The sequence below is a fragment of the Bradyrhizobium sp. Ken01 genome (assembly GCF_055807355.1).
In genome coordinates, this window is the sequence record NZ_JBVVPC010000005.1 from 79,648 (window position 1) to 98,473 (window position 18,826).

The window sequence follows — 18,826 nt, forward strand, 5'->3', positions numbered from 1 at the left end:
AATCATCCGAAAGCTTTGTGCATGACCCAAAGCGCACCTTAAGCACACCGCGCGAAACCGCATCGCAATGGCGCAATGTTCGGTCAGTGTTGCCGCCTTACCTCGTCCAGGGAGGAGCGAGACAGGCCCATGCGGTTGGGATGGCGTGCGATCTCCGGTCCGGCGCTGACGGCAGCGACTTTGCTGCTGGCGATGTTTTTCGATCGCTTCGTCCCCGTTCCCTCGCCCGCGCCGCTGCTCGTCTGTATCGTGGCGCTCGCCGGCGCGCTCTCGGGTCCTGCTTCCGCGGTCGCCAGCGCAGCCATCGCCGTCATCGGCGCGGCACTGCTGCTCCTCAGCCGGCACGGCGTTGCAGGCCTGACCACGGCGGATATGATCCAGCTCGGCCTCCTGGCCGCGACGGCGGCGGGCACCGCAGGCATCACCGGCCTGATGCGCCAGCGGCTGCTCGGCACGTTTGCCGCCGAGCGTCGGAGTCACGCCATCGCCGCGCGGCTGTCGGCCGCGCTCGACCAGGTCGATATCGGCATCGTGCTGCTCGATGCCGAGACGCGCGCCGAATTCATCAACCGCGCGTTCCGCGATTATTTTGCGGTGCCGGACGACATCGCCGACGACAAGCCGCCGTTCATCGCGCTGATGTATCACGGCCGCGACACCGGCGCGTTCGAATTACCCGAGGACGAACTCGGCACCTTCATCGCACAGCGCATGGAGATGGTGCGGATCGGCGATGCCACGCCGATCAACATTGCCTTGCGCAATGGCGAGGTGTTGCGCTTCGTCTGTGCCGCGCTGCCCGATGGCGGGCGCATGCTGAGCTACACGCCCGTGACCGACCTCGTGCGCCACACCGATGCGCCGTCCCACGCCGACTACTACCGCTCGCTGCGCGATCCCGCGGGCCGCAAGCTGATCCGGTATCTGCGCGTGGCGGAGTGATGCGCGATTGATCGGCACGTCCATGATCACGTATGAAGGACGCCTCATCGATCGCGGGAATTTCATATGTCGCTCACCATTCGCTCCGTCACCAGGCAGGACTACGATCAATGGCTGCCGCTGTGGGACGGCTACAACGCCTTCTACGGCCGCTCCGGCCCGACCGCCCTCTCGCCCGAAATCACGCGCGTGACGTGGCAGCGCTTTTTCGATGCCTATGAGCCGGTGCACGGATTGGTCGCCGAGAGCGACGGCCGCCTGCTCGGGATGACGAATTATCTGTTTCACCGCAGCACCACCGCGATCGAACCATCCTGCTATTTGCAGGACCTGTTCACGACCGAGGCCGCACGCGGCAAGGGTGTCGGGTCGGCGCTGATCCATGGCGTCTACGAGCGCGCAAAGCTTGTGGGATCGCCGCGCGTGTACTGGCAAACACATGAGACCAACGTGACGGCGCAGCGCCTGTACGACAAGGTCGCCGAGCGTTCCGGGTTCATCGTCTATCGCAAGATCTTCTGATCCTCGCGGTCGCGAGGCCTGTGGATAACTCTGCCTGTCACCCGCGCGTAACATAGCGGGACTAGGCTGCAGCTGCGTCTGGTCAGCCCCCCGTCACCGATCAAGCGCCCCAAAGCGGTCCCCGTCAGTCGCCGCGTCTGACAGGGGCCGCATTTTTTTGTCGGCAGTCCTTGTCGGAAGCGCCTTCTAGGCATGGCAGCAACGCGGCGCGCCGCTTGCTGCGGCGGCGCACCGCAGTCACAATAAGCCCCTGGCCATCTCCGACAGGGATCTCCCATGGAAATTCGTAATCTCGGCGCCTCCGGCCTGCGCGTGTCTGCGGTCGGACTCGGCTGCAACAATTTCGGCCAGCGCACGGATTTGGAGACCTCGCGCAAGGTGATCCATCGCGCGCTCGATCTCGGCATCACGCTGTTCGACACCGCCGACATCTATGCCGGCATGGGCGGTTCGGAAACGGTGCTCGGAACCGTGCTCGGCGACCGCCGCAAGGACATCGTGCTCGCCACCAAATTTTCCAAGCCGATGGCGACCGACGGAACCAAGCAGGGCGCTTCGCGCCGCTACATCATGAACGCAGTCGAGGCGAGCCTGACGCGGCTCAAGACCGACTACATCGATCTTTATCAGCAGCACGATTACGACCCGCTGACGCCCATGGAGGAGACGCTGCGCGCGCTCGACGATCTCATCCGTCAGGGCAAGGTGCGCTACATCGGCAATTCCAATTTCCCGGCCTGGCGCTTGGCGGAGGCCGAGTTCACCGCGCGCGCGATGAAGGTCAGCCGCTTCGTCTCCTGCCAGGATGAATACAGCCTGCTTGTGCGCGACATCGAAAAGGACCTGCTGCCCGCCGCACAGGAGTACAAGCTCGGCCTCCTGCCGTTCTTCCCGCTCGCAAGCGGGCTGCTCACCGGCAAGTACCAGCGCGGCGCCGCCGCCCCGACCGATACGCGCTTCGGCAAGGTACCGGCGCTACGCGACCGCTACGTCACGCCGCGCAACGAGGACATCGTCGAGAAGCTCACGGCCTTCGCGAAGGCGCGCGGGCACAGCATGCTCGAGCTCGCCTTCTCCTGGCTCGCCGCGCGCCCGCAAGTGTCGAGCGTGATTGCCGGCGCCACCCGCGTCGAGCAGGTCGAGGAGAACGTGAAGGCGATTGCCTGGAAGCTCAGTCCGGAGGAAATGGCGGAGATCGACAAGATCACGCTGGGCTGACCGTTGAAGCGCGGCGCGCTACTTGGCGCCGTGTCCGACCGTCTGGATCACCTCAAAGCCCTCGAACTGGGGATGGCCGAGATAGGTCGGCTTGGTGTCGCCGGCCCGCGCATGCGCGGCACGAAAAGCATCCGATTTGGTCCAGGCCTCGAACGCCGCATGGTTCGCCCACACCGTGTGCGAGGCGTACAGCGTGTGGTCCTCGAGCTCGGGGCCGCGCAGCAGATGAAACTCGACGAAACCCGGCACCTTGTCCAGATGGGTATCGCGCGAAAGCCAGACCTGCTCGAAGGCAGCTTCGGAGCCCTTGGCGACGCGGAAGCGGTTCATGGCGATGTACATGGGGATGATCTCCTGATGTTCGGCTGATGATGTCGTCATTCCAGGACGCGCCGCAAGGCGCGGGCCCGGAATCGCAGTTAAGTAACCAGCCCCTTCATCGGCCGTGCTCCCGCGCTGTCGGGGAACACCGTCTCGGCCAGCACGCGATCGGATAGGCCGAACTGGCCCTGCAGCACGCCCTTGATCACCGAGCGCAGATCGGTGGTCGGCTTGAGATCGCGGGCCTCGAAGAGGTTGGCGGGCTTGAGGCCGGGCCAGTCGGCGATGACGCGGCCGCCCTTCACCGCGCCGCCGGCGAGCAGCGCGATTGTTCCCGTGCCGTGATCGGTGCCGTCGGTGCCGTTGATGCGCGCGGTGCGGCCAAACTCGGTCGCGACCACCACGGCGGTGTCGCGCCAGCGGTCGCCGAGGCCGCTTTCGAATTCGGCGAGCGCACCGTCGAGCCCGCCGAGCAGGAAGGAGAGGCGACCGACCGGCCCGCCTTCATTGGCATGCGTGTCCCAGCCGTCAAACGCGAGCGCCGCGATGCGCGGGCCGTCGTCTGACGCCATCAGTTTTGCGGCGCCGCGCGCGACCTGGCGCATCTGCGCGACCGCATTGCCCGGCTTCGGCTTCATGTCGTCGCCGCTCGCGGCCTTTTCCAGCGCAAGGCCTTGCGACAGCACGGCCGCCAGCGCGGGATCGCGGTGACGATAGAGCTCGACCAAGCGCATCGCGGTATCGTCATCGGCTTGCGGCAGCGCCACCGGCGCCCAGCCGACGGTCGGCGCATTGCCGCGCAGCACCAGCGGCGTGGTCGGGCCGACGGCAAGAGTACTCGACACCCGCTCACCGCGCGGCAGCGCCTCCAGCGCGCGGTTGAGCCAGCCGGATTGCACGCGACCGGGACCGGCATAGCCGCTTTCGAGCACGTCCTGGCCGTCGAAATGCGAGCGGTCGCGATAGGGCGTCGCGACCGCGTGGATCACCGCGGCATGCTTGTCGCGATACATGCGTGCGAACTCAGGCATCGACGGATGCATTCCAAAGAACGTATCGAGTATGATCGCGGGATGCGCGCCGTCCGCCGTGAGCGCGATCGACCCGTGCAGGCCGGCATAATCGGGATCCCCGACCGGCGCGACGGTCGAAAGCCCGTCAAGCGCGCCGCGCAGGATCACGACGATCAGCCGAGAATCGCGACCGTCCGCCGCGCGTGCAAATTTTGGCAAATAGGCCCACGCCGCGAAAGAGGCGCCGCCGAGCAGGAGGCCGCGGCGCGAGGTGAGGAGCCGGTTCTCGACGCAGTCGATCATCATCATCTCCTCTGCATTTCCGGTGACATCAACAGCAGCGCCAGCGCCTGCTGCCGCGACTCGGCGCGCTCGATGGTGCGCCGTGTTTCGATCGAGGCCGCATCGGCCGCGGCGAATTCCAACAGATCGAGCGGGTCGATGTTGGGCCCGAGCCGCGCGCCCATCTGCGTGGCAATGTCGAGCCGGAGCTTGATGCCTTCGGGCGCAGCCCACGCCGCGTTGGTGTCGGCGAAACCATTCGGGCCGGCCGGCGACCACAGCGGCTGGCCCAGCAGATTGAGGTTGTTGAGATAGGCGCCGGGATCCTCCGGCACGCGCGCGAGCAGCCGGCCGCTCGCGACCAGGAAATCATAGGGGCTGCGCATCTTGGTCAGCGACGCCTTCCACGCCTCGTCGGACTCGACCAGTGCCGTTGCGAGCGCCTTGAGATCCCCGTCGGTCTTGATGAAGACATCGCGCAATCGCGCCACCAGCGCCGGCGGCGGATCGTCAGCGACGAAATGGCGGACGAATTTAGTGGCGATGAAATTCGCCGTCGCGGGATGGTGCGCGATGTCCGCGAGCGCGGCCTCGCCTTGCGAACGGCCGGTCGGCTCGTAGGTCTTGCCGAGCAGCATTTGCGGTCCGGGCTGGTGCGCATTGACGTTGAACACGAACGAACCGGGCGCTCCCAGCTGTCCCTGCCGGCCGGCGAAGGTCCAGCCGGTGATGATGCGCGCGAGCGAGGTGACGTCGTCCTGCGTGTAGCCGCCGCCGACGCCGAGCGTATGCAGCTCCATGATCTCGCGCGCGAGATTTTCGTTCAGCCCGCGCTTGCGGTTCTGGCCCGCGCGCGAGTCCGGTCCGAGCGATTGCTGGTTATCGAGGAAGAACAGCATCGCCGGATGCTGCTCCACCGCCTTCAGCATGTCGGCGAAACGCCCGAGCACGTGCGGCCTGATCGCCTCGCGCTCGAACGCGCCGGCCCATATCCGCGCCAGCTCGCCCTTGCTGGCGGAGATGCAGAAATGGTTGGACCAGAACACGACCAGGCGTTCGGTGAAGCCGCATTCGACCAGGGTCGCGCGCTGCAACCGCGCCAACGCCTCGGCGCGAAAGGTCTTTTGGATGACGTTGAGCGGCTGCGGGGCGGGTTTTGCCGCAGCCGGCGCGGCCGTGTTGGGCTGCATGGTGTCCGGCTTGGCCATATTGTCCGCCGGCTTATTGTCAGTCGGCTTATTGTCAGTAGGTTTGGCCTCAGCCATCTGGCCGGCGATCTCGGTTGCCACGGCGTTCAGCGAGAGATTGCGGCGCGGTCCGGGCTTCTGATCGGCCGGCGCTTCGGTCGGCGCGCCGGCTTTGGCGGCGGCCTCGCGCGCCTGCTTGACCTGATCCTGATAGGCGAACACGGCCTGCCCGAGCTGCGGCGTGGATTGCAGGCCCGGCGCCTCCAGCAGCACAGCGTTGGGGCGGGCGAGTTCCGCCTTCACAAAACCGCGAGGATCGGAGGCCGCGTTGACGAGATCGCCGGATGCGCCGCCGCGGGCGCCGAAGCCGAAACGGTTGAGCGCGACGAGCGCGGCTTGCGAATCGCGGGCCATCGATATGTCCTTCGCGCGTTGCCAACCGCTTTCCGAGTCTGTGCGCGAGGCATAATATACCGCAGCGGGAGATGAACCCGGCATGAAAATGACAGCACAGCTTTCGCGCAAATCATGACAAATCCGCAAGACATTCCAGTGCAGAAACCGCGCCGCCTCGCCTGCTCCCGTTGCGGCGCCGAGTTCGGCTGCGATCTCTCAGGCACGTGCTGGTGCGCGGAAGAAACAGCGCGGCTGCCGATGCCGGTCAAGGGCGAGGATTGCTTGTGCCGGGCTTGCTTGCGCGGGGCGGCGGAAGCAACGTAATCCTCCGCGTCGTCCTGGCGAAAGCCAGGACCCATTACCCCACGGAATTGTTTGGCGAAGATTCGTCGTTCGGGACGTCTACCGAACGCTATCGATAAATTCCGCGGTATGGGTCCTGGCTTTCGCCAGGACGACGCTGGGGAGAGACAGCTCGCGACAACTACACCGCGTGCCCCGGCGATTTCCGCGCCATGCCGTCGAACGCATCCAGCAGCTTTTCGCGCCAGGCGTAGACCGGGTCGTCCGCTTCCAGCAGCTTGAACGGGCTCGTCACGCGCGCCCACTGAAAACCACCGAACACGATGTAATCGGCATAGTTCGGTGCGGCGCCGCCGATGAAGGGCTGCTTCTTCAGGGTCTGCCGCATCACCTCGAGCGATTTGCGGAAGGCGACCACGCCGGCATCGCGGCTGGCCATGATCTCTTCCAGCGTCTTGCCGCCGAAACGCGCCTCGCGCGACTGGCGGAAATAGGCGGCGTCCACCTCGTCCAGATTCTTCGGGATGTCGGCGATGATCAGCGGAAAGATGCCGCCCACGATGGCGATGTCGCCCCAGGCGTTGAGCATGCGCGCCATGGCGCGGCCACCCTCGCCGCCGAACAGCGACGGACGGTCCGGAAACTTGTCTTCGAGATAATTCGCGATCGTCCAGGAATCGACCACCGGCTGGTCGTGATGCAGCAGCACCGGCACCTTCTCCGAGCCGTGCGGCGCAATCGCGCTTTTCTCGGTGAAGCGCCAGGGCAGCGTTTCCGCCGAAAGGCCCTTATGCGCCAGCGCCATCCGCGTGCGCCAGCAGAACGGGCTGAACGGTCGCGAGGCGTCAGTGCCGACGAGTTCGAAGAGTTTAAGCGACATGATGGGCCTGCCCTGCAATGATGCAGCTGCATTAGTTTCGTAACATCGTACCACTCTGTCAACCGCCGAGCTTGCTCGCGCTCGTGAGACTGACGACGGGAATCTACCTGAGGCTTGTTGAGGGCATTCCGGATTGGACCTAAGCTCGGGCCTTTCCAGCATTCATACGGAAGGAATTGCAATGACCAGAAACCTGCCACGACGCGATTTCCTGTTGGGTTCGGCAGCGCTCGCAGGTGCTGCGGCTGCCAATGCGTTCACCTGTGTCGAGATCGCGAGCGCTGCGCCGATTGCCGTCCCGACCGTGGACAAGCTCTCGATCCGCGTGCTGGTGGATTCGAGTTTCGACCTGTTCTTCCGTCCCAAGCAGATCAACGGCGTCTCGATCGCACCTGCGCCGCGCGGCAGCGATTTCCGCAAATCGCTGCACAACGAATGGGGTCTGTCGCTCTGGCTGGAATCCGAAGGCGGCGGCAATCAGCGCACGCTGATGCTCGATTACGGCTACACGCCCGAGGTGCTGCTCAACAACATGGCGCTGATCGGCGTCGATCCGGCGAAGCTCAACGCGCTGATCGTCAGTCACGGCCATTACGATCATTTCGGCGGCCTGAACGGCTTCCTCGACAAATTCCGGGAAAAGCTGCCCGCCGACCTCAAGCTTTATGCGGGTGGCGAGGATAATTTCTGTCATCGCGTCAACCCGACCCCGACACAGGGACAGTTCGCGGATTTCGGCACTCTCGACCGCCGGCAGCTCGCGGCACAGAAGGTCACGACTGTGCTGTGCGAAACGCCGACTTTGATCGCTGACCATGCCTTCACCACGGGCAAGATCACACGCCGCAGCAGCGAACGCGTGCTGCCGAACACTCTCGTCGAGTTTGGCATCAAGGACGGGCTTGGCTGCAATGTCGGACACTATCTCCCGGCAGAGATGGAGGGCAAGATCGTGCCGGACGAGCACACCCACGAGCACGCCACCTGCTTCAATGTGCGGGATCTCGGTCTGGTCGTGATCTCGTCCTGCGGCCATGTCGGCATCGTCAACTCGGTGAAGCAGGCGCAGGAAGTGTCGGGTATCCAGAAGGTGCACGCCATCGTGGGCGGCTTCCATCTCGGCCCGGCGCCCAAGGACTACCTCACGCAGGTCGTGAGCGAGATCAAGGCGCTCAATCCTGACGTCGTGGTGCCAATGCATTGCAGCGGGCTCAACTTCGCGCAGGAAGCCAATGTCCAGATGGAGGGCAAGGTCGTGGTGACGACAACAGGCAGCCGCCTCACCTTCGGGCTGTGATGCGACGTGTGAGCGCGGGGCTATTGATGATGCTGGCGCTCGCCTGCGGGGCGGCAGCGGCGCAGGCGCGCTCGGCCGCGCAGACCATGGACGTCCTGATGTGGAATCGGGAGCCGGTCGGCGGACCGTTCGAGTTAATCGACCAGACCGGCAAGCTGCGCAGCGACCGCGACTTTCGCGGGCAGCTTATGCTGGTCTATTTCGGCTTTACTTACTGCCCTGACGCATGTCCGACCGACCTGATGGCGATCGGACTGGCGCTCGAGCAACTCGGTCCGGATGCCGACGCCGTGCAGCCGGTCTTCATCACACTCGACCCCGAACGTGACACGGCCGAGCATCTTGCCGAATATGTGCCGCTGTTTCACCCGCGGCTGCTCGGGTTAACCGGCAGCCTTGACGCAATCGGGACAGCGGCAGACGCCTACAAGGTCTATTTTGACAAGATTCCGGTCGGCAAGGAGGCCGGAGACTACACGATCGACCACACGTCCTTCATCTATCTCATGGACCGCGACGGAAAATATCTCGGCTTCTTTCCGCCGGGCACCTCGGCCGAGCGCATGGTCGAGATCATCCGACCGCGGCTTGCGGCGCCTTCGCGCTAGCAGGAGTGGCTCAGACCGGACCCGAGTCACCGCCCGTTCGAGCGCAGCAGCTTCTCGCCGTCCCTTGTCACCGCGATGATCAGCCCCATTCCGGGCAGCGTTTCGCGCGCGACATAGCCGCGGTCGGCGGCGTCTTCCCAGATGGTCAGGCGCGGGCACGAGGTCTTCCAGGTCGCGATCACCTCGGCATAGGCGCGCGGCTCGCGCGCAACCCATTCGACGAAGTCCAGCACCAACGGGTCGGCAGTCTCGCTCATTGCAAACCTCCCTTGTCGAAGGCTGCCAGCACGGGCGTGCGGACCAGCAGCCAGCTGCCGTAGGCGATGTAGTAGCAGGCGATGGTGGTGATCAGCTTCATCGACCAGGCCACGAATTGCTGGTCGGTCATGGCTTCCAGGATGCGCCGCGCCAGCGTGGTGCCGAGCATGGACGCTGCGATCGCGACGGCCGCGAGCACGGGATCGAGCGTCGCCGCCTGGTCGATCACGCCGCCGAAATAGATCAGCTTGATGAAATGGCTGACGAGCTGGCACATCGCCTTGGTCGCCACCTTCTCGCGCCGGCCGAAATCGCCGCCGAGGAAGAAGGTGTCGAGCAGCGGCCCCGACACGCCGGTCATCAGCATGAGCCCCATGCAGATCGTGCCGTAGACGGTGCCCTGCCAGAGACGGTCGGGATCCGGCTTGATGTTGGCGGGCAGCAGCCGCGCCATGAACGGGGTGATGCCGAGCAGCAGCAGCGCGACCGGCTTGTCGGGTACGTATCGCGTCAGCGACCACGCCGCGAGCGCGACAGCCGCGCCGACCATGTAGTTTGCGACCGGCCGCCAGCGGATATGCGCGCGCCAGAGAAAGGCCCGCCAGCCGTTCGAGGCCATCTGCGTGATCGCATGCAACACCATCGCAGTCGGCAGCGGCATCAGGGCCAGCAGCACGCCGATCAGGATCAGCCCGCCCGCCATGCCGAACAGCCCCGACAGGAACGCGGTGCCGACCATCAGCAATCCAAGGGCAGCAATCATGATGGGCGTCACGCGATGTTCTCCGGGTGTGGCATGTAAGGGACGCAAAGGTGCTTCACTCCCTCGCCCCGCTTGCGGGGAGAGGGTGGGGTGAGGGGGAGTCTCCGCAAGGGAGCCAGCAGTGGGACTCGCGGAGAGCCCCCCTCACCCGAAATCCAAGCTGCGCTTGGATTCCGGCCTCTCCCCGCACGCGGGGAGAGGCGAAGGGCACCGCCTCCGCTTCAGCAAATCAGCATGAATTACGCCGATATTTCTGCCGCGCTTGCCCCGTCCACGCAAACTGAGTTATCTTGGCCTGGCATCAGCTTTTCTGAGGGTCGGTCATTTGCGGCGCCTGCTGTTTCTCAACGGCATCAAGGCCTTCGAAGCCGCGGCGCGGGCCGGCAGCTTTGCCGCGGCCGGCCTCGAGCTGAGCGTATCGGCGGCGGCGGTCAGCCGCATGGTGCACATCCTGGAAGAACGGCTCGGCGTCGCGCTGTTCGAGCGCAAGGCCAACAAGCTGCTTCTCACCCAGGCGGGCCGCGCCTACCAGAGCGGGTTGACGCCGATCTTCGACGCGCTCGCAAGCCTCACGGCCCAGGTGACGGCGCCCTCGAGCGTCCGCGTGCTCACCATCGGCATCGGCCACACCTTTGCGATGCGCTGGCTGATCCCGCGGCTGTCGGAGTTTCGAAACGAGGAGCCCGACATCGAGGTGCGCTTCACCACCGGCGGCGCGTCGGTGCCGTTCGGCGAGGACTGGAGCTGCGGCATTCAGCTCGGGACCGGCGACTGGCCGGGGCTGGTGGCGGAGCCGCTGTTCGCCGGCGATCTCACACCGGTCTGCGTGCCCCGCCTCGCCTCCTTGCTGAAGCGCCCGGCCGATCTCAGGGGACCGAGCCTGATCCGCGTCGCGCATTCGCCCGAGGACTGGCCGATCTGGCTCAAGGCCGCGAACCTCGCGCGCATCAACGCGCGGGGCCCGGAGTTCCAGTTTTACGGCCAGGCGCTTCAGGCCGCCGCCGACGGGCTCGGCATCGCCATGGGTATCCGGCCCTATATCGACGACGATCTTGCCGCCGGCCGGCTGGTGGCGCCATTCGATCTCTCGGTGCCCAAGGGCATGCGCTGGTACCTGCTCTATCGCAGCTTCCAGACCGAGCAGCGCGACTTTGCCGCGTTCCGCCGCTGGATCATGCGCGCGGCGTCGGAACCTGCCGCGCGTCCCGTCCGGCGGACCGGCCGCACCAGCGCTCGGAACTGACGCTGCAGCCGCCCTTTGGGCAAAAAAGCGCGCCGCTTGTGAACGGCTTCACATCCCAGAATCCGCAAATGTGGTCCCCTGACCCTCCAACAAGGCGCTCGAACAAAACATTTTGGGGACTGCAATGACGACCCTCTACGACGGCTTTGACATCGAATCCTTCGAAGCTGGCAAGGGGCTGTGGCACGCCCGTATCAGGCGTGCCGATTTCAGCCCGGTTGCCATCGACGGCGTGCTGTTTCCGGCCATGGAAGTCGGCTTCGCCTGGCCCGATCCCGATGCCGCGATTGCCCATGCCAAACATCACATCGATCGCTTCCGCCGGCGCGCCGACGACAGCGACGACGAATAAGCGAGCGGGACTGCAGGCGACCAAGGAACGCGCAGGGTCAAAGGGGGAAACCGGTCATGTCAGTCATCGAATTCGAAGACACGTCGCGGCCGAGGATTTACACCCGCAATGTGTTGTCGAGCTGCCCGGAATGCGACGGCGATCTCACGGTGCTCCGGGTGATCGGCGGCCGTGCCGGATGCGAGTATTGGGCCATGCGCTGCACCGATTGCGGCGGCATCCATCTCGACATCCTCGAGCTGCGTCAGGCGGCCGGGGACGATGAGGGACCGTTGCCGGCGGCTTGATCGCGGGTTCGTAAGCCTAGTGGCCGCAGTTCCTGACGCGGACGAATGCTGACGGAGTGAAGTGACTCGATCTGCCGAGGCGACGCTTGCTTGGACATCTCGGAGCTCCACACCCCCGCCCTTGCGCACTACCTTTGATTGCATCCGGCCATCCGATGTGGCAGAATCTTGAGCGGAGCCCCGGGGCTGATGACAGCAATTGGCAAATTTCTGGCCTTTGGCCTGATCGCCTGGTTCGGCGCGATGCTGTTGCTCGTACTCATTCGTGTGCTGCGTGACGAAGTGGCGTCAAGCGGCCTGCTCGTCAGCGACATCTCCAAAGACGATAGCGTCAATCCCGAACGAGTGGTCGCAGCCGCCATCGTTCCCGCGGTGCTGGCCATCTATACGATTCACGCACTCAACACCGGGATTGTCACGATGCCCACCGGAGCATTGTCGATGCCGGATCTGTCGGAGGAGCTTGTGACGCTCCTGACCGGCGGGAACGGCCTCTATCTTGCCGGAAAAATCGCACGAAGGAGTGAACGAAGCTAGCTTTTCAGGAGGTAATTTCATGACCGCGCAATGGATTTCATGGTGGGGCTTTGTCGTTATTTCGATCATTCTGCTCGGGTTCGCCGCGCTTGTTCTCTGGAAGTTGTTCAGCGACTCCGGAGCTCTCGCGGGATTGCTGTCCGAGCCGCAAACGCCCAATGACACCTCGCCGCCGAAGGCGAGCCTCTCCCGCTTCCAGTTCCTAATCTTCACATTCGTTATCGCTGGACTCTATCTGCTGCTGTCCATCGAGGCCGGAACGCTGATCGAAATTCCGGGCAATGTGCTGGCGCTGCTCGGCATCAGCGGCGGCACCTATGTCATATCGAAGACCGTGAGCTCGTCGGAGCGCAAGCAGGAGCAAACTGCAGAGGCCGCGGCAAGCAAACCGGCACGGGGCCGCAAGCCCACGACCACGCCGCCCGGCGCGGCTGGTTGAGTCCGGAGGCGAGCCATGTCGAAATTCTCGCGTCTGTGCTGGCTCATCTGCCTCGGACTGACCCTGTGTCAGCCGGTCCGGGCGGATGTTTGTGAAACAGCTCCGGCAAAGCCGGTGAACGATCCCGACAGTTGCCGTGCGCTCTGGGAAAAGATCGGCCTGCCGACCGGTGGCGACGATCTCGACTCCACCACCGTCTGTCACACCCGCTACGTCCTCCTGCACAACAACGAGGCCAAGACGCCGTTCTGGGTGATCGAGGCGCTGAACAAGAAGCAGGTCAGCGGCAAGTTCAAGCGTCCGGAGAGCAAGAAATTCAAGTCGGAGGAGGACGTCTGCGATTCGGCGCAGGCCAAGGACGCAGACTATACCGGCAGCAAACTCGATCGCGGGCATCAAGCCGCCTCCGCCGACTTCAGCTTCAACGCCGACTGGATGGACGAGAGCTTCATTTTGTCGAATGCCGTTCCACAGCAGGGCCTCGGATTCAACCGGGGCATCTGGAAGGAGTTTGAACAGCTGGTTCGCACCCTCACCAAGGATCGGGGCGAACTCTACGTCATCACGGGACCGATCTATGCCGACGGCGAAGACAATCTTCCCGAGGTGACCCGGAAGAACAACGCGTGCAAGACCGAAATCAAATTTAAGGCCCCAACAAGGCCAGCCATTTGCGGCTCAAAGAAGAAGTGCGACGCTGGCGTGGGGGTTCCGATTGCTCTCTTCAAAATCATCTATGATCCAGCCACCAAGCGCGCCAACGCCTACGTTTTGCCAAATATCGATCATCGGGAGTTCGAGGATAAGGACGCGCTCGAATACCTCAAGGGCTTTCGAACCACGGTGAAGGTGGTCGAGCGCCTTACCGGATTCCAGTTTCTGCCGGATATTCCGGGGCGGCGGGCGCAGGTCGAGGAGTGCGTCGCGACAATGCTTCATTGAGGTTCTACTGCTTCCGCCTTGCTGACACCTGTTGCCAAGCGGAGAGACCTCTTTCCTGAGAGCCGGACTCGCCCCATATTCGGAGCATGGCGAAGAAACCTGCGTCCCCCGAAAAATCCGGCAAATCCCCGAAGGCCAAGGCTCCGAAAGCGAAGGCGCCCAATTCCAAGGCGTCTCGCCCCGACGTGCAACCGATCGGGCCGGCGCTGGCCGAGTTGCTCAATCCGGCGATCAATCGCGGCGATGCCGGGCTCGGATCGGGCACCGGCCTGCAGCCGCCGCCGGACAATTCGCGCGACCGCCGCTCCGGCGGCGAAGCCGCCGCGCATCGCGCGCGGGCCTCGACGCCGAAGGAGTTTCCGCAGGACAATACGAGGCCGATGCCACTGCGGCCAAATCCGCAACCGCCCGGCGCCCGTGACGCCGGTTTCGACGAGGCGCCGCAGGCCAATTACGGAACCGCGGCCACGATCCCGACGCTCGATCCGGAGCTGGCGCGGCAGCTCGGCCTTCCCACGGAAGAGGACGACGCCGAAGCTTTGGCGCGCCCGCCGCGCAGCAAGATGGAGGCGCTCGGCGTCAAGGCGACCGCCGACGCGCTGGAATCGCTGATCCGCGAGGGCCGGCCCGAGTTCCGCAAGGACGACGGCTCCACCAGGGTGTGGACCCCGCATCGGCCGCCGCGCCCGGAAAAGTCCGAAGGCGGCGTGCGCTTCGAGATCAAGTCGCATTACGAGCCGCGCGGCGACCAGCCGACCGCGATCGCCGAGCTGGTCGAGGGCATCAACCGCAACGACCGCTCTCAGGTGCTGCTCGGCGTCACCGGCTCCGGCAAGACCTACACCATGGCCAAGGTGATCGAGGCGACGCAGCGCCCCGCCATCATCCTGGCGCCGAACAAGACGCTCGCCGCCCAGCTCTATGGCGAGTTCAAGAGTTTCTTCCCCGACAACGCGGTCGAATATTTCGTCAGCTATTATGACTATTACCAGCCGGAAGCGTATGTCCCTCGCACCGACACCTATATAGAAAAGGACTCCTCGATCAACGAGCAGATCGACCGCATGCGCCACTCGGCGACGCGCGCGCTGCTCGAACGCGACGACGTCATCATCGTCGCCTCGGTGTCGTGCATCTACGGTATCGGCTCGGTCGAAACCTACACCGCGATGACCTTTGCCCTGAAGAAGGGCGAGCGCATCGACCAGCGCCAGCTGATCGCCGACCTCGTCGCGCTGCAATACAAGCGCACCCAGGCCGATTTTACCCGCGGCACATTTCGTGTGCGAGGCGATGTCATCGACATCTTCCCGGCGCACTATGAAGACCGTGCCTGGCGCGTGAACCTGTTCGGCGACACCGTCGAGACCATCGAGGAGTTCGACCCGCTCACCGGCCACAAGCAGGACGAGCTCGAATTCATCAAGATCTACGCCAACTCGCACTATGTGACGCCGCGCCCGACGCTGGTGCAGGCGATCAAGTCGATCAAATCTGAATTGAAGATGCGGCTGGACCAGCTCCACGACCAGGGCCGCCTGCTGGAAGCGCAGCGGCTGGAGCAGCGCACCACCTTCGACCTCGAGATGATGGAGGCGACCGGAAGCTGCGCCGGCATCGAGAACTATTCGCGCTATCTCACCGGGCGCCTGCCCGGCGAGCCGCCGCCGACGCTGTTCGAATACGTGCCCGACAACGCGCTGGTGTTCGCCGACGAGAGCCACGTCACGGTGCCCCAGATCGGCGGCATGTTCCGCGGCGACTTCCGCCGCAAGGCGACGCTCGCCGAATATGGCTTCCGGCTGCCCTCCTGCATGGACAACCGCCCGCTGCGCTTCGAGGAATGGGACATGATGCGGCCGCAGACGGTCGCGGTCTCGGCCACGCCGAGCGCCTGGGAGATCAACGAGAGCGGCGGCGTGTTCGTCGAGCAGGTGATCCGGCCGACCGGCCTGATTGATCCTCCCGTGAACATCCGCCCGGCGCGCACCCAGGTCGACGATCTCGTCGGCGAGGTCCGCGCCACCGCGCAGGCCGGCTATCGCTCGCTGATCACGGTGCTGACCAAGCGCATGGCGGAGGACCTCACCGAATATCTGCATGAGCAGGGCATTCGTGTCCGTTACATGCACAGCGATATCGATACCATCGAACGCATCGAGATCATCCGCGATCTGCGCCTCGGCGCGTTCGACGCGCTGGTCGGCATCAATCTGCTGCGCGAAGGCCTCGACATTCCCGAATGCGCGCTGGTCGCGATCCTCGACGCCGACAAGGAAGGCTTCTTGCGCAGCGAGACCTCGCTGATCCAGACCATCGGCCGCGCCGCGCGCAACGTCGACGGCAAGGTGATCCTCTATGCCGACCAGATGACGGGTTCGATGGAGCGCGCCATCGCCGAAACCGACCGCCGCCGCGAGAAGCAGGTCGAGTACAACACGGCGCATGGCATCACGCCGGAGAGCATCAAGAAGTCGATCGGCGACATCATGAACAGCGTCTACGAGCGCGATCATGTGCTGGTCGAGATCGGCGGCCACGACATGACCGACGACGTCATCTCGATCGGCCACAATTTCGAAGCCGTGCTCGGCGATCTCGAGACGAGAATGCGCGAGGCCGCCGCCGATCTGAACTTCGAGGAAGCCGCGCGGCTGCGCGACGAGGTCAAACGCCTGCGTGCCACCGAGCTCGCGGTGGTCGACGATCCCACCGTCAAGCAGCGCACGGTGCAGGGCAAGGCCGGCGCCTATGCGGGCACGAAGAAATACGGCGACGCCGCCAATTTGCCGGTCAGCGCGCTGAAGAACAAGAGCGCCGCTACGGCGCTCAAGGCCAGCGGCAGCAAGGGGTCGCGAATCCACAAGCCGCATCTCGACGAGATGCACGGTCCAGAGTCGTTGCCGTATCGGGGAGACCGCGGGCTGCCCTCAAAACCGTTCGGCGGCGAGAGCCGCATCATCCAGCCGACGGATTCACGGCAGTCGGGCCCGGAGTTCGGCCCATCGCCACGATCGAGCGGAGGGGCCCCGGGGCATCGAGGTGGGTGGAAGAAGAGGTAGGGGCGCGGAGAGCCGGGGCCGCCCATGGCTATTGGTGGCGGCGAACTCACCCCACGCTTGCTGTCAGTAGCGACAGCAGCAGCACTGAGGCCGTGAGCTGCATCGACGTCGCGGGCTTGGCGCGCCAGCGGGCGATCTTGTCGGAGAAGGACAGGCTGGCGTCGAAGAACAGCGGTTCGTAGGCGTTCTTTGCAAATCCCGGGAATGTCGATCCCGCCCAGATGGCGAGACAGCTGTAGAAGATCGACGCCATCGCAATGGTGAGTGCGTGACTGCCACCGCGGTCATGTCCCAGGAGTTTTACCATCAGCGACGCCGCGGCGAAGATCGGGAAGCCCTGAAGGATCGTGGTGAGCGCAAAGCCTTCGAGCCAGTTGAGCGGGCCCGATTTCGACGCCGTGATGAAGGGCATGATGCGATCACCCCACACTCGCCGTCACCACTGCCATCACCGACAGCAGCAGCACGATCGTCATCAGTTGCAGCGAGGCGGCCGGCTGGGTGCGCCATGCCGTGATCTTCTCAGTGAGCGACAGATGGGCCTCGAAGAACTTCGGTTCGTAGACGGTCTTGAACACATGCGGGAAGTTCGGCCCGAAGGTCACCGCAAGCAGCGCATGGCCGAGTGAGGCGATGGCGACGAAGATGGCGACGCCGGGATCGCCGACCAGGTCGTGATTGCCGACCAGCTTGAGCAGGAAAGCCGCGGCGGCGAAGGTCGGGAAGCTCTGCAGCGTCGCAGTCAGCGCAAGGCCTTCGAGCGCGTTGTGCAGGCTGGACTTTCTGACTGTGGCGATGGCGGCCATGGCGCGTCTCCCTGATGACTTGCGGATAAATCTAGCCGCCATCAGGGAGGCCTGATGTGAGATGCGTCACGCCCCTTTCGTCTGCGGGAACAAGGGGCTCGTCAGGAATGACCAGGAATTACAGCTTGCCCTGGCCGTTGACCTGGCTCTGCTGTTGTCGCTGCCTCTCCTGCTCTTGCTGCTCCTTGGCATGGTGGCGGCCGTAGAGGCAGCCGGCGGCGGCGCCGAGGACGCCGTGATGGCCGGCATAGTGGCCGGCGACGCCGCCGACGACGGCGCCCTTGATGCAGCCCTTGGCGTCGGCGGCGGAGGTCGCGCCAAGCATGAGAAGCGCGGCGGCGATGGCGGCAAGGGATTTCATGGGTCGATGTCTCCGAATGCGGGTCGCAATCTCAACGGGCACGGACCCCTCCCGGTTCCCGTGTCCGCTGCCGCGCGTTGGGCAGCGCGAGCCCATGCAGCCGAACGCCGTGCGAATTCGTGCAGGCGCGCGGTAACTCAACCGCCAATTGCAGCCATGAACCTGGCATTGCGTTTGCGCGTCAAATCGTCTGCAACATCTCCTGTGGTTTTGCGGATTGCCGGTGTCCGAAGCCGCGCGTTAGGCTTGCGCAAACTCCACACGGCCAATGAGGACGGGCGGAATGACGGTCGAGAAGCTCAATCGCCAGCGCGTGCTGCATCTGCTCGACGCCATCTCACGCAGCGATCTCGAGGGCGCGCTGTCGTGCTGCACCGACGACGTCGACTTCCTCACCCACGCGCCGATCGACGTGCTGCCGCACATGGGCCCCTGCCACGGCAAGCAGGAGCTCGGCGAATTCTGGCGCACCGTGGGGGAGCGATACGCCGAAATCCGTTACGAGGTGCCGCAGATCGTCGCGGAAGGCGACACTGTCGCGGCCTATCTGCGCGCGTTCTTCAGGAAGCGCAGCCACGACCGCATCATTCAGGTCGACATGGCCATATTCTACACTTTCCGCAACGGCCAGGTGGCGCAGATCCGCGAGATCATCGATTCCTACGATTTGGTGCAGCAGGTGCTGGAACGTGAGATCGGCCCGCTGATCGTGGGCGAGCGGGTGGACGGGGGCTAGCTCCCTCGAACCGGCCGGACCGGGATAATACGGGGTTCTATTGTAAATCTCACACGCCGGGATCAATTGTG

At 64.6% G+C, this 18,826-nt stretch carries 23 protein-coding genes; 14 read left to right on the forward strand and 9 right to left on the reverse strand.

What is annotated here, in order from left to right:
- Positions 1 to 129: 129 nt before the first annotated feature.
- From AC0L3S_RS07385 to AC0L3S_RS07395, 3 genes are all read left to right on the forward strand, one after another.
- Positions 130 to 942 (forward strand): PAS-domain containing protein, encoded by an 813-nt coding sequence (locus AC0L3S_RS07385; protein ID WP_473278587.1) that lies wholly within the window; start codon positions 130 to 132, stop codon positions 940 to 942.
- 66 nt (positions 943 to 1,008) lie between these two features.
- Positions 1,009 to 1,464 carry a GNAT family N-acetyltransferase gene (locus tag AC0L3S_RS07390; RefSeq protein WP_473262621.1) on the forward strand — a complete coding sequence of 152 codons (456 nt, stop codon included), beginning with the start codon at positions 1,009 to 1,011 and terminating at the stop codon, positions 1,462 to 1,464.
- Positions 1,465 to 1,740: 276 nt separating this feature from the next.
- The gene (locus AC0L3S_RS07395; protein WP_473262620.1) at positions 1,741 to 2,682 is read left to right on the forward strand and encodes an aldo/keto reductase; all 942 of its coding nucleotides are present in this window, start codon (positions 1,741 to 1,743) and stop codon (positions 2,680 to 2,682) included.
- Between the two features lie 18 nt (positions 2,683 to 2,700).
- On the opposite strand, the gene hmuQ is transcribed toward AC0L3S_RS07395, so the two are convergent.
- The 3 genes from hmuQ to AC0L3S_RS07410 all read right to left on the reverse strand — a co-directional run bounded on the left by hmuQ (position 2,701) and on the right by AC0L3S_RS07410 (position 5,899).
- Entirely contained in the window at positions 2,701 to 3,024 is a 324-nt protein-coding gene (hmuQ, locus tag AC0L3S_RS07400) for a heme-degrading protein HmuQ (RefSeq protein WP_473262723.1), read from the reverse strand.
- Between the two features lie 77 nt (positions 3,025 to 3,101).
- A complete protein-coding gene (locus AC0L3S_RS07405) occupies positions 3,102 to 4,319 on the reverse strand; it encodes a DUF1501 domain-containing protein (protein ID WP_473278588.1) in 1,218 nt (405 codons plus the stop codon).
- A 2-nt stretch (positions 4,320 to 4,321) separates the two neighbouring features.
- Entirely contained in the window at positions 4,322 to 5,899 is a 1,578-nt protein-coding gene (locus AC0L3S_RS07410) for a DUF1800 domain-containing protein (RefSeq protein WP_473278589.1), read from the reverse strand.
- Between the two features lie 114 nt (positions 5,900 to 6,013).
- On the opposite strand from AC0L3S_RS07410, the gene AC0L3S_RS07415 reads away from it, so the two are divergent.
- On the forward strand, positions 6,014 to 6,205 hold the full coding sequence (locus AC0L3S_RS07415) for a cysteine-rich CWC family protein (RefSeq protein WP_473278590.1): 192 nt from the start codon (positions 6,014 to 6,016) through the stop codon (positions 6,203 to 6,205).
- Between the two features lie 160 nt (positions 6,206 to 6,365).
- On the opposite strand, the gene AC0L3S_RS07420 is transcribed toward AC0L3S_RS07415, so the two are convergent.
- Positions 6,366 to 7,064 (reverse strand): glutathione S-transferase family protein, encoded by a 699-nt coding sequence (locus tag AC0L3S_RS07420; protein WP_473247176.1) that lies wholly within the window; start codon positions 7,062 to 7,064, stop codon positions 6,366 to 6,368.
- 181 nt (positions 7,065 to 7,245) lie between these two features.
- On the opposite strand from AC0L3S_RS07420, the gene AC0L3S_RS07425 reads away from it, so the two are divergent.
- Together AC0L3S_RS07425 and AC0L3S_RS07430 are read left to right on the forward strand one after the other, a co-directional pair.
- On the forward strand, positions 7,246 to 8,361 hold the full coding sequence (locus tag AC0L3S_RS07425) for an MBL fold metallo-hydrolase (protein WP_473247177.1): 1,116 nt from the start codon (positions 7,246 to 7,248) through the stop codon (positions 8,359 to 8,361).
- A 26-nt stretch (positions 8,362 to 8,387) separates the two neighbouring features.
- Positions 8,388 to 8,969 carry an SCO family protein gene (locus AC0L3S_RS07430; protein ID WP_473262615.1) on the forward strand — a complete coding sequence of 194 codons (582 nt, stop codon included), beginning with the start codon at positions 8,388 to 8,390 and terminating at the stop codon, positions 8,967 to 8,969.
- A 26-nt stretch (positions 8,970 to 8,995) separates the two neighbouring features.
- On the opposite strand, the gene AC0L3S_RS07435 is transcribed toward AC0L3S_RS07430, so the two are convergent.
- Positions 8,996 to 9,226, reverse strand: a complete 231-nt coding sequence (locus AC0L3S_RS07435; protein ID WP_473247179.1) for a hypothetical protein — start codon at positions 9,224 to 9,226, stop codon at positions 8,996 to 8,998.
- Positions 9,223 to 10,002 carry a TSUP family transporter gene (locus AC0L3S_RS07440; protein WP_473262614.1) on the reverse strand — a complete coding sequence of 260 codons (780 nt, stop codon included), beginning with the start codon at positions 10,000 to 10,002 and terminating at the stop codon, positions 9,223 to 9,225. The genes AC0L3S_RS07435 and AC0L3S_RS07440 overlap by 4 nt, the downstream gene beginning before the upstream one ends.
- A gap of 313 nt (positions 10,003 to 10,315) precedes the next feature.
- On the opposite strand from AC0L3S_RS07440, the gene AC0L3S_RS07445 reads away from it, so the two are divergent.
- From AC0L3S_RS07445 to uvrB, 7 genes are all read left to right on the forward strand, one after another.
- Positions 10,316 to 11,233, forward strand: coding sequence for a LysR substrate-binding domain-containing protein (locus tag AC0L3S_RS07445; RefSeq protein WP_473262613.1), 918 nt, complete (start codon positions 10,316 to 10,318; stop codon positions 11,231 to 11,233).
- A 124-nt stretch (positions 11,234 to 11,357) separates the two neighbouring features.
- A complete protein-coding gene (locus AC0L3S_RS07450; RefSeq protein WP_007614796.1) occupies positions 11,358 to 11,585 on the forward strand; it encodes a hypothetical protein in 228 nt (75 codons plus the stop codon).
- A 56-nt stretch (positions 11,586 to 11,641) separates the two neighbouring features.
- On the forward strand, positions 11,642 to 11,872 hold the full coding sequence (locus AC0L3S_RS07455) for a hypothetical protein (protein WP_473262612.1): 231 nt from the start codon (positions 11,642 to 11,644) through the stop codon (positions 11,870 to 11,872).
- A 168-nt stretch (positions 11,873 to 12,040) separates the two neighbouring features.
- Positions 12,041 to 12,409, forward strand: a complete 369-nt coding sequence (locus AC0L3S_RS07460) for a hypothetical protein (RefSeq protein WP_473262610.1) — start codon at positions 12,041 to 12,043, stop codon at positions 12,407 to 12,409.
- A complete protein-coding gene (locus AC0L3S_RS07465) occupies positions 12,372 to 12,848 on the forward strand; it encodes a hypothetical protein (RefSeq protein WP_473262609.1) in 477 nt (158 codons plus the stop codon). Before AC0L3S_RS07460 ends, AC0L3S_RS07465 begins: the two co-directional genes overlap by 38 nt.
- 15 nt (positions 12,849 to 12,863) lie before the next feature.
- Entirely contained in the window at positions 12,864 to 13,790 is a 927-nt protein-coding gene (locus AC0L3S_RS07470) for a DNA/RNA non-specific endonuclease (protein WP_473278591.1), read from the forward strand.
- Between the two features lie 86 nt (positions 13,791 to 13,876).
- Positions 13,877 to 16,852, forward strand: coding sequence for an excinuclease ABC subunit UvrB (uvrB, locus tag AC0L3S_RS07475; protein ID WP_473278592.1), 2,976 nt, complete (start codon positions 13,877 to 13,879; stop codon positions 16,850 to 16,852).
- A 46-nt stretch (positions 16,853 to 16,898) separates the two neighbouring features.
- Here the strand turns inward: uvrB and AC0L3S_RS07480 are convergent, their stop codons facing one another.
- From AC0L3S_RS07480 to AC0L3S_RS07490, 3 genes are all read right to left on the reverse strand, one after another.
- The gene (locus AC0L3S_RS07480) at positions 16,899 to 17,264 is read right to left on the reverse strand and encodes a hypothetical protein (RefSeq protein WP_473262605.1); all 366 of its coding nucleotides are present in this window, start codon (positions 17,262 to 17,264) and stop codon (positions 16,899 to 16,901) included.
- A 7-nt stretch (positions 17,265 to 17,271) separates the two neighbouring features.
- Positions 17,272 to 17,658, reverse strand: a complete 387-nt coding sequence (locus tag AC0L3S_RS07485) for a hypothetical protein (protein ID WP_473278593.1) — start codon at positions 17,656 to 17,658, stop codon at positions 17,272 to 17,274.
- A 118-nt stretch (positions 17,659 to 17,776) separates the two neighbouring features.
- On the reverse strand, positions 17,777 to 18,019 hold the full coding sequence (locus AC0L3S_RS07490; RefSeq protein WP_473278594.1) for a hypothetical protein: 243 nt from the start codon (positions 18,017 to 18,019) through the stop codon (positions 17,777 to 17,779).
- A 283-nt stretch (positions 18,020 to 18,302) separates the two neighbouring features.
- Between AC0L3S_RS07490 and AC0L3S_RS07495 the strand changes: the two genes are divergently transcribed.
- A complete protein-coding gene (locus AC0L3S_RS07495; RefSeq protein WP_473262602.1) occupies positions 18,303 to 18,755 on the forward strand; it encodes a nuclear transport factor 2 family protein in 453 nt (150 codons plus the stop codon).
- The last annotated feature ends 71 nt before the right edge of the window (positions 18,756 to 18,826 follow it).

Bases quoted from the DNA above. Each gene is read 5' to 3' on its own strand.
- AC0L3S_RS07410 (WP_473278589.1), bottom strand. From the start codon at position 5,899: ATGGCCCGCGATTCGCAAGCCGCGCTCGTCGCGCTCAACCGTTTCGGC.
- AC0L3S_RS07495 (WP_473262602.1), top strand. From the start codon at position 18,303: ATGACGGTCGAGAAGCTCAATCGCCAGCGCGTGCTGCATCTGCTCGAC.
- AC0L3S_RS07450 (WP_007614796.1), top strand. From the start codon at position 11,358: ATGACGACCCTCTACGACGGCTTTGACATCGAATCCTTCGAAGCTGGC.
- AC0L3S_RS07405 (WP_473278588.1), bottom strand. From the start codon at position 4,319: ATGATCGACTGCGTCGAGAACCGGCTCCTCACCTCGCGCCGCGGCCTC.
- AC0L3S_RS07415 (WP_473278590.1), top strand. From the start codon at position 6,014: ATGACAAATCCGCAAGACATTCCAGTGCAGAAACCGCGCCGCCTCGCC.
- uvrB (WP_473278592.1), top strand. From the start codon at position 13,877: ATGGCGAAGAAACCTGCGTCCCCCGAAAAATCCGGCAAATCCCCGAAG.
- AC0L3S_RS07390 (WP_473262621.1), top strand. From the start codon at position 1,009: ATGTCGCTCACCATTCGCTCCGTCACCAGGCAGGACTACGATCAATGG.
- AC0L3S_RS07480 (WP_473262605.1), bottom strand. From the start codon at position 17,264: ATGCCCTTCATCACGGCGTCGAAATCGGGCCCGCTCAACTGGCTCGAA.
- AC0L3S_RS07490 (WP_473278594.1), bottom strand. From the start codon at position 18,019: ATGAAATCCCTTGCCGCCATCGCCGCCGCGCTTCTCATGCTTGGCGCG.
- AC0L3S_RS07485 (WP_473278593.1), bottom strand. From the start codon at position 17,658: ATGGCCGCCATCGCCACAGTCAGAAAGTCCAGCCTGCACAACGCGCTC.
- AC0L3S_RS07470 (WP_473278591.1), top strand. From the start codon at position 12,864: ATGTCGAAATTCTCGCGTCTGTGCTGGCTCATCTGCCTCGGACTGACC.
- AC0L3S_RS07420 (WP_473247176.1), bottom strand. From the start codon at position 7,064: ATGTCGCTTAAACTCTTCGAACTCGTCGGCACTGACGCCTCGCGACCG.
- AC0L3S_RS07430 (WP_473262615.1), top strand. From the start codon at position 8,388: ATGATGCTGGCGCTCGCCTGCGGGGCGGCAGCGGCGCAGGCGCGCTCG.
- hmuQ (WP_473262723.1), bottom strand. From the start codon at position 3,024: ATGTACATCGCCATGAACCGCTTCCGCGTCGCCAAGGGCTCCGAAGCT.
- AC0L3S_RS07395 (WP_473262620.1), top strand. From the start codon at position 1,741: ATGGAAATTCGTAATCTCGGCGCCTCCGGCCTGCGCGTGTCTGCGGTC.
- AC0L3S_RS07425 (WP_473247177.1), top strand. From the start codon at position 7,246: ATGACCAGAAACCTGCCACGACGCGATTTCCTGTTGGGTTCGGCAGCG.
- AC0L3S_RS07385 (WP_473278587.1), top strand. From the start codon at position 130: ATGCGGTTGGGATGGCGTGCGATCTCCGGTCCGGCGCTGACGGCAGCG.
- AC0L3S_RS07455 (WP_473262612.1), top strand. From the start codon at position 11,642: ATGTCAGTCATCGAATTCGAAGACACGTCGCGGCCGAGGATTTACACC.
- AC0L3S_RS07435 (WP_473247179.1), bottom strand. From the start codon at position 9,226: ATGAGCGAGACTGCCGACCCGTTGGTGCTGGACTTCGTCGAATGGGTT.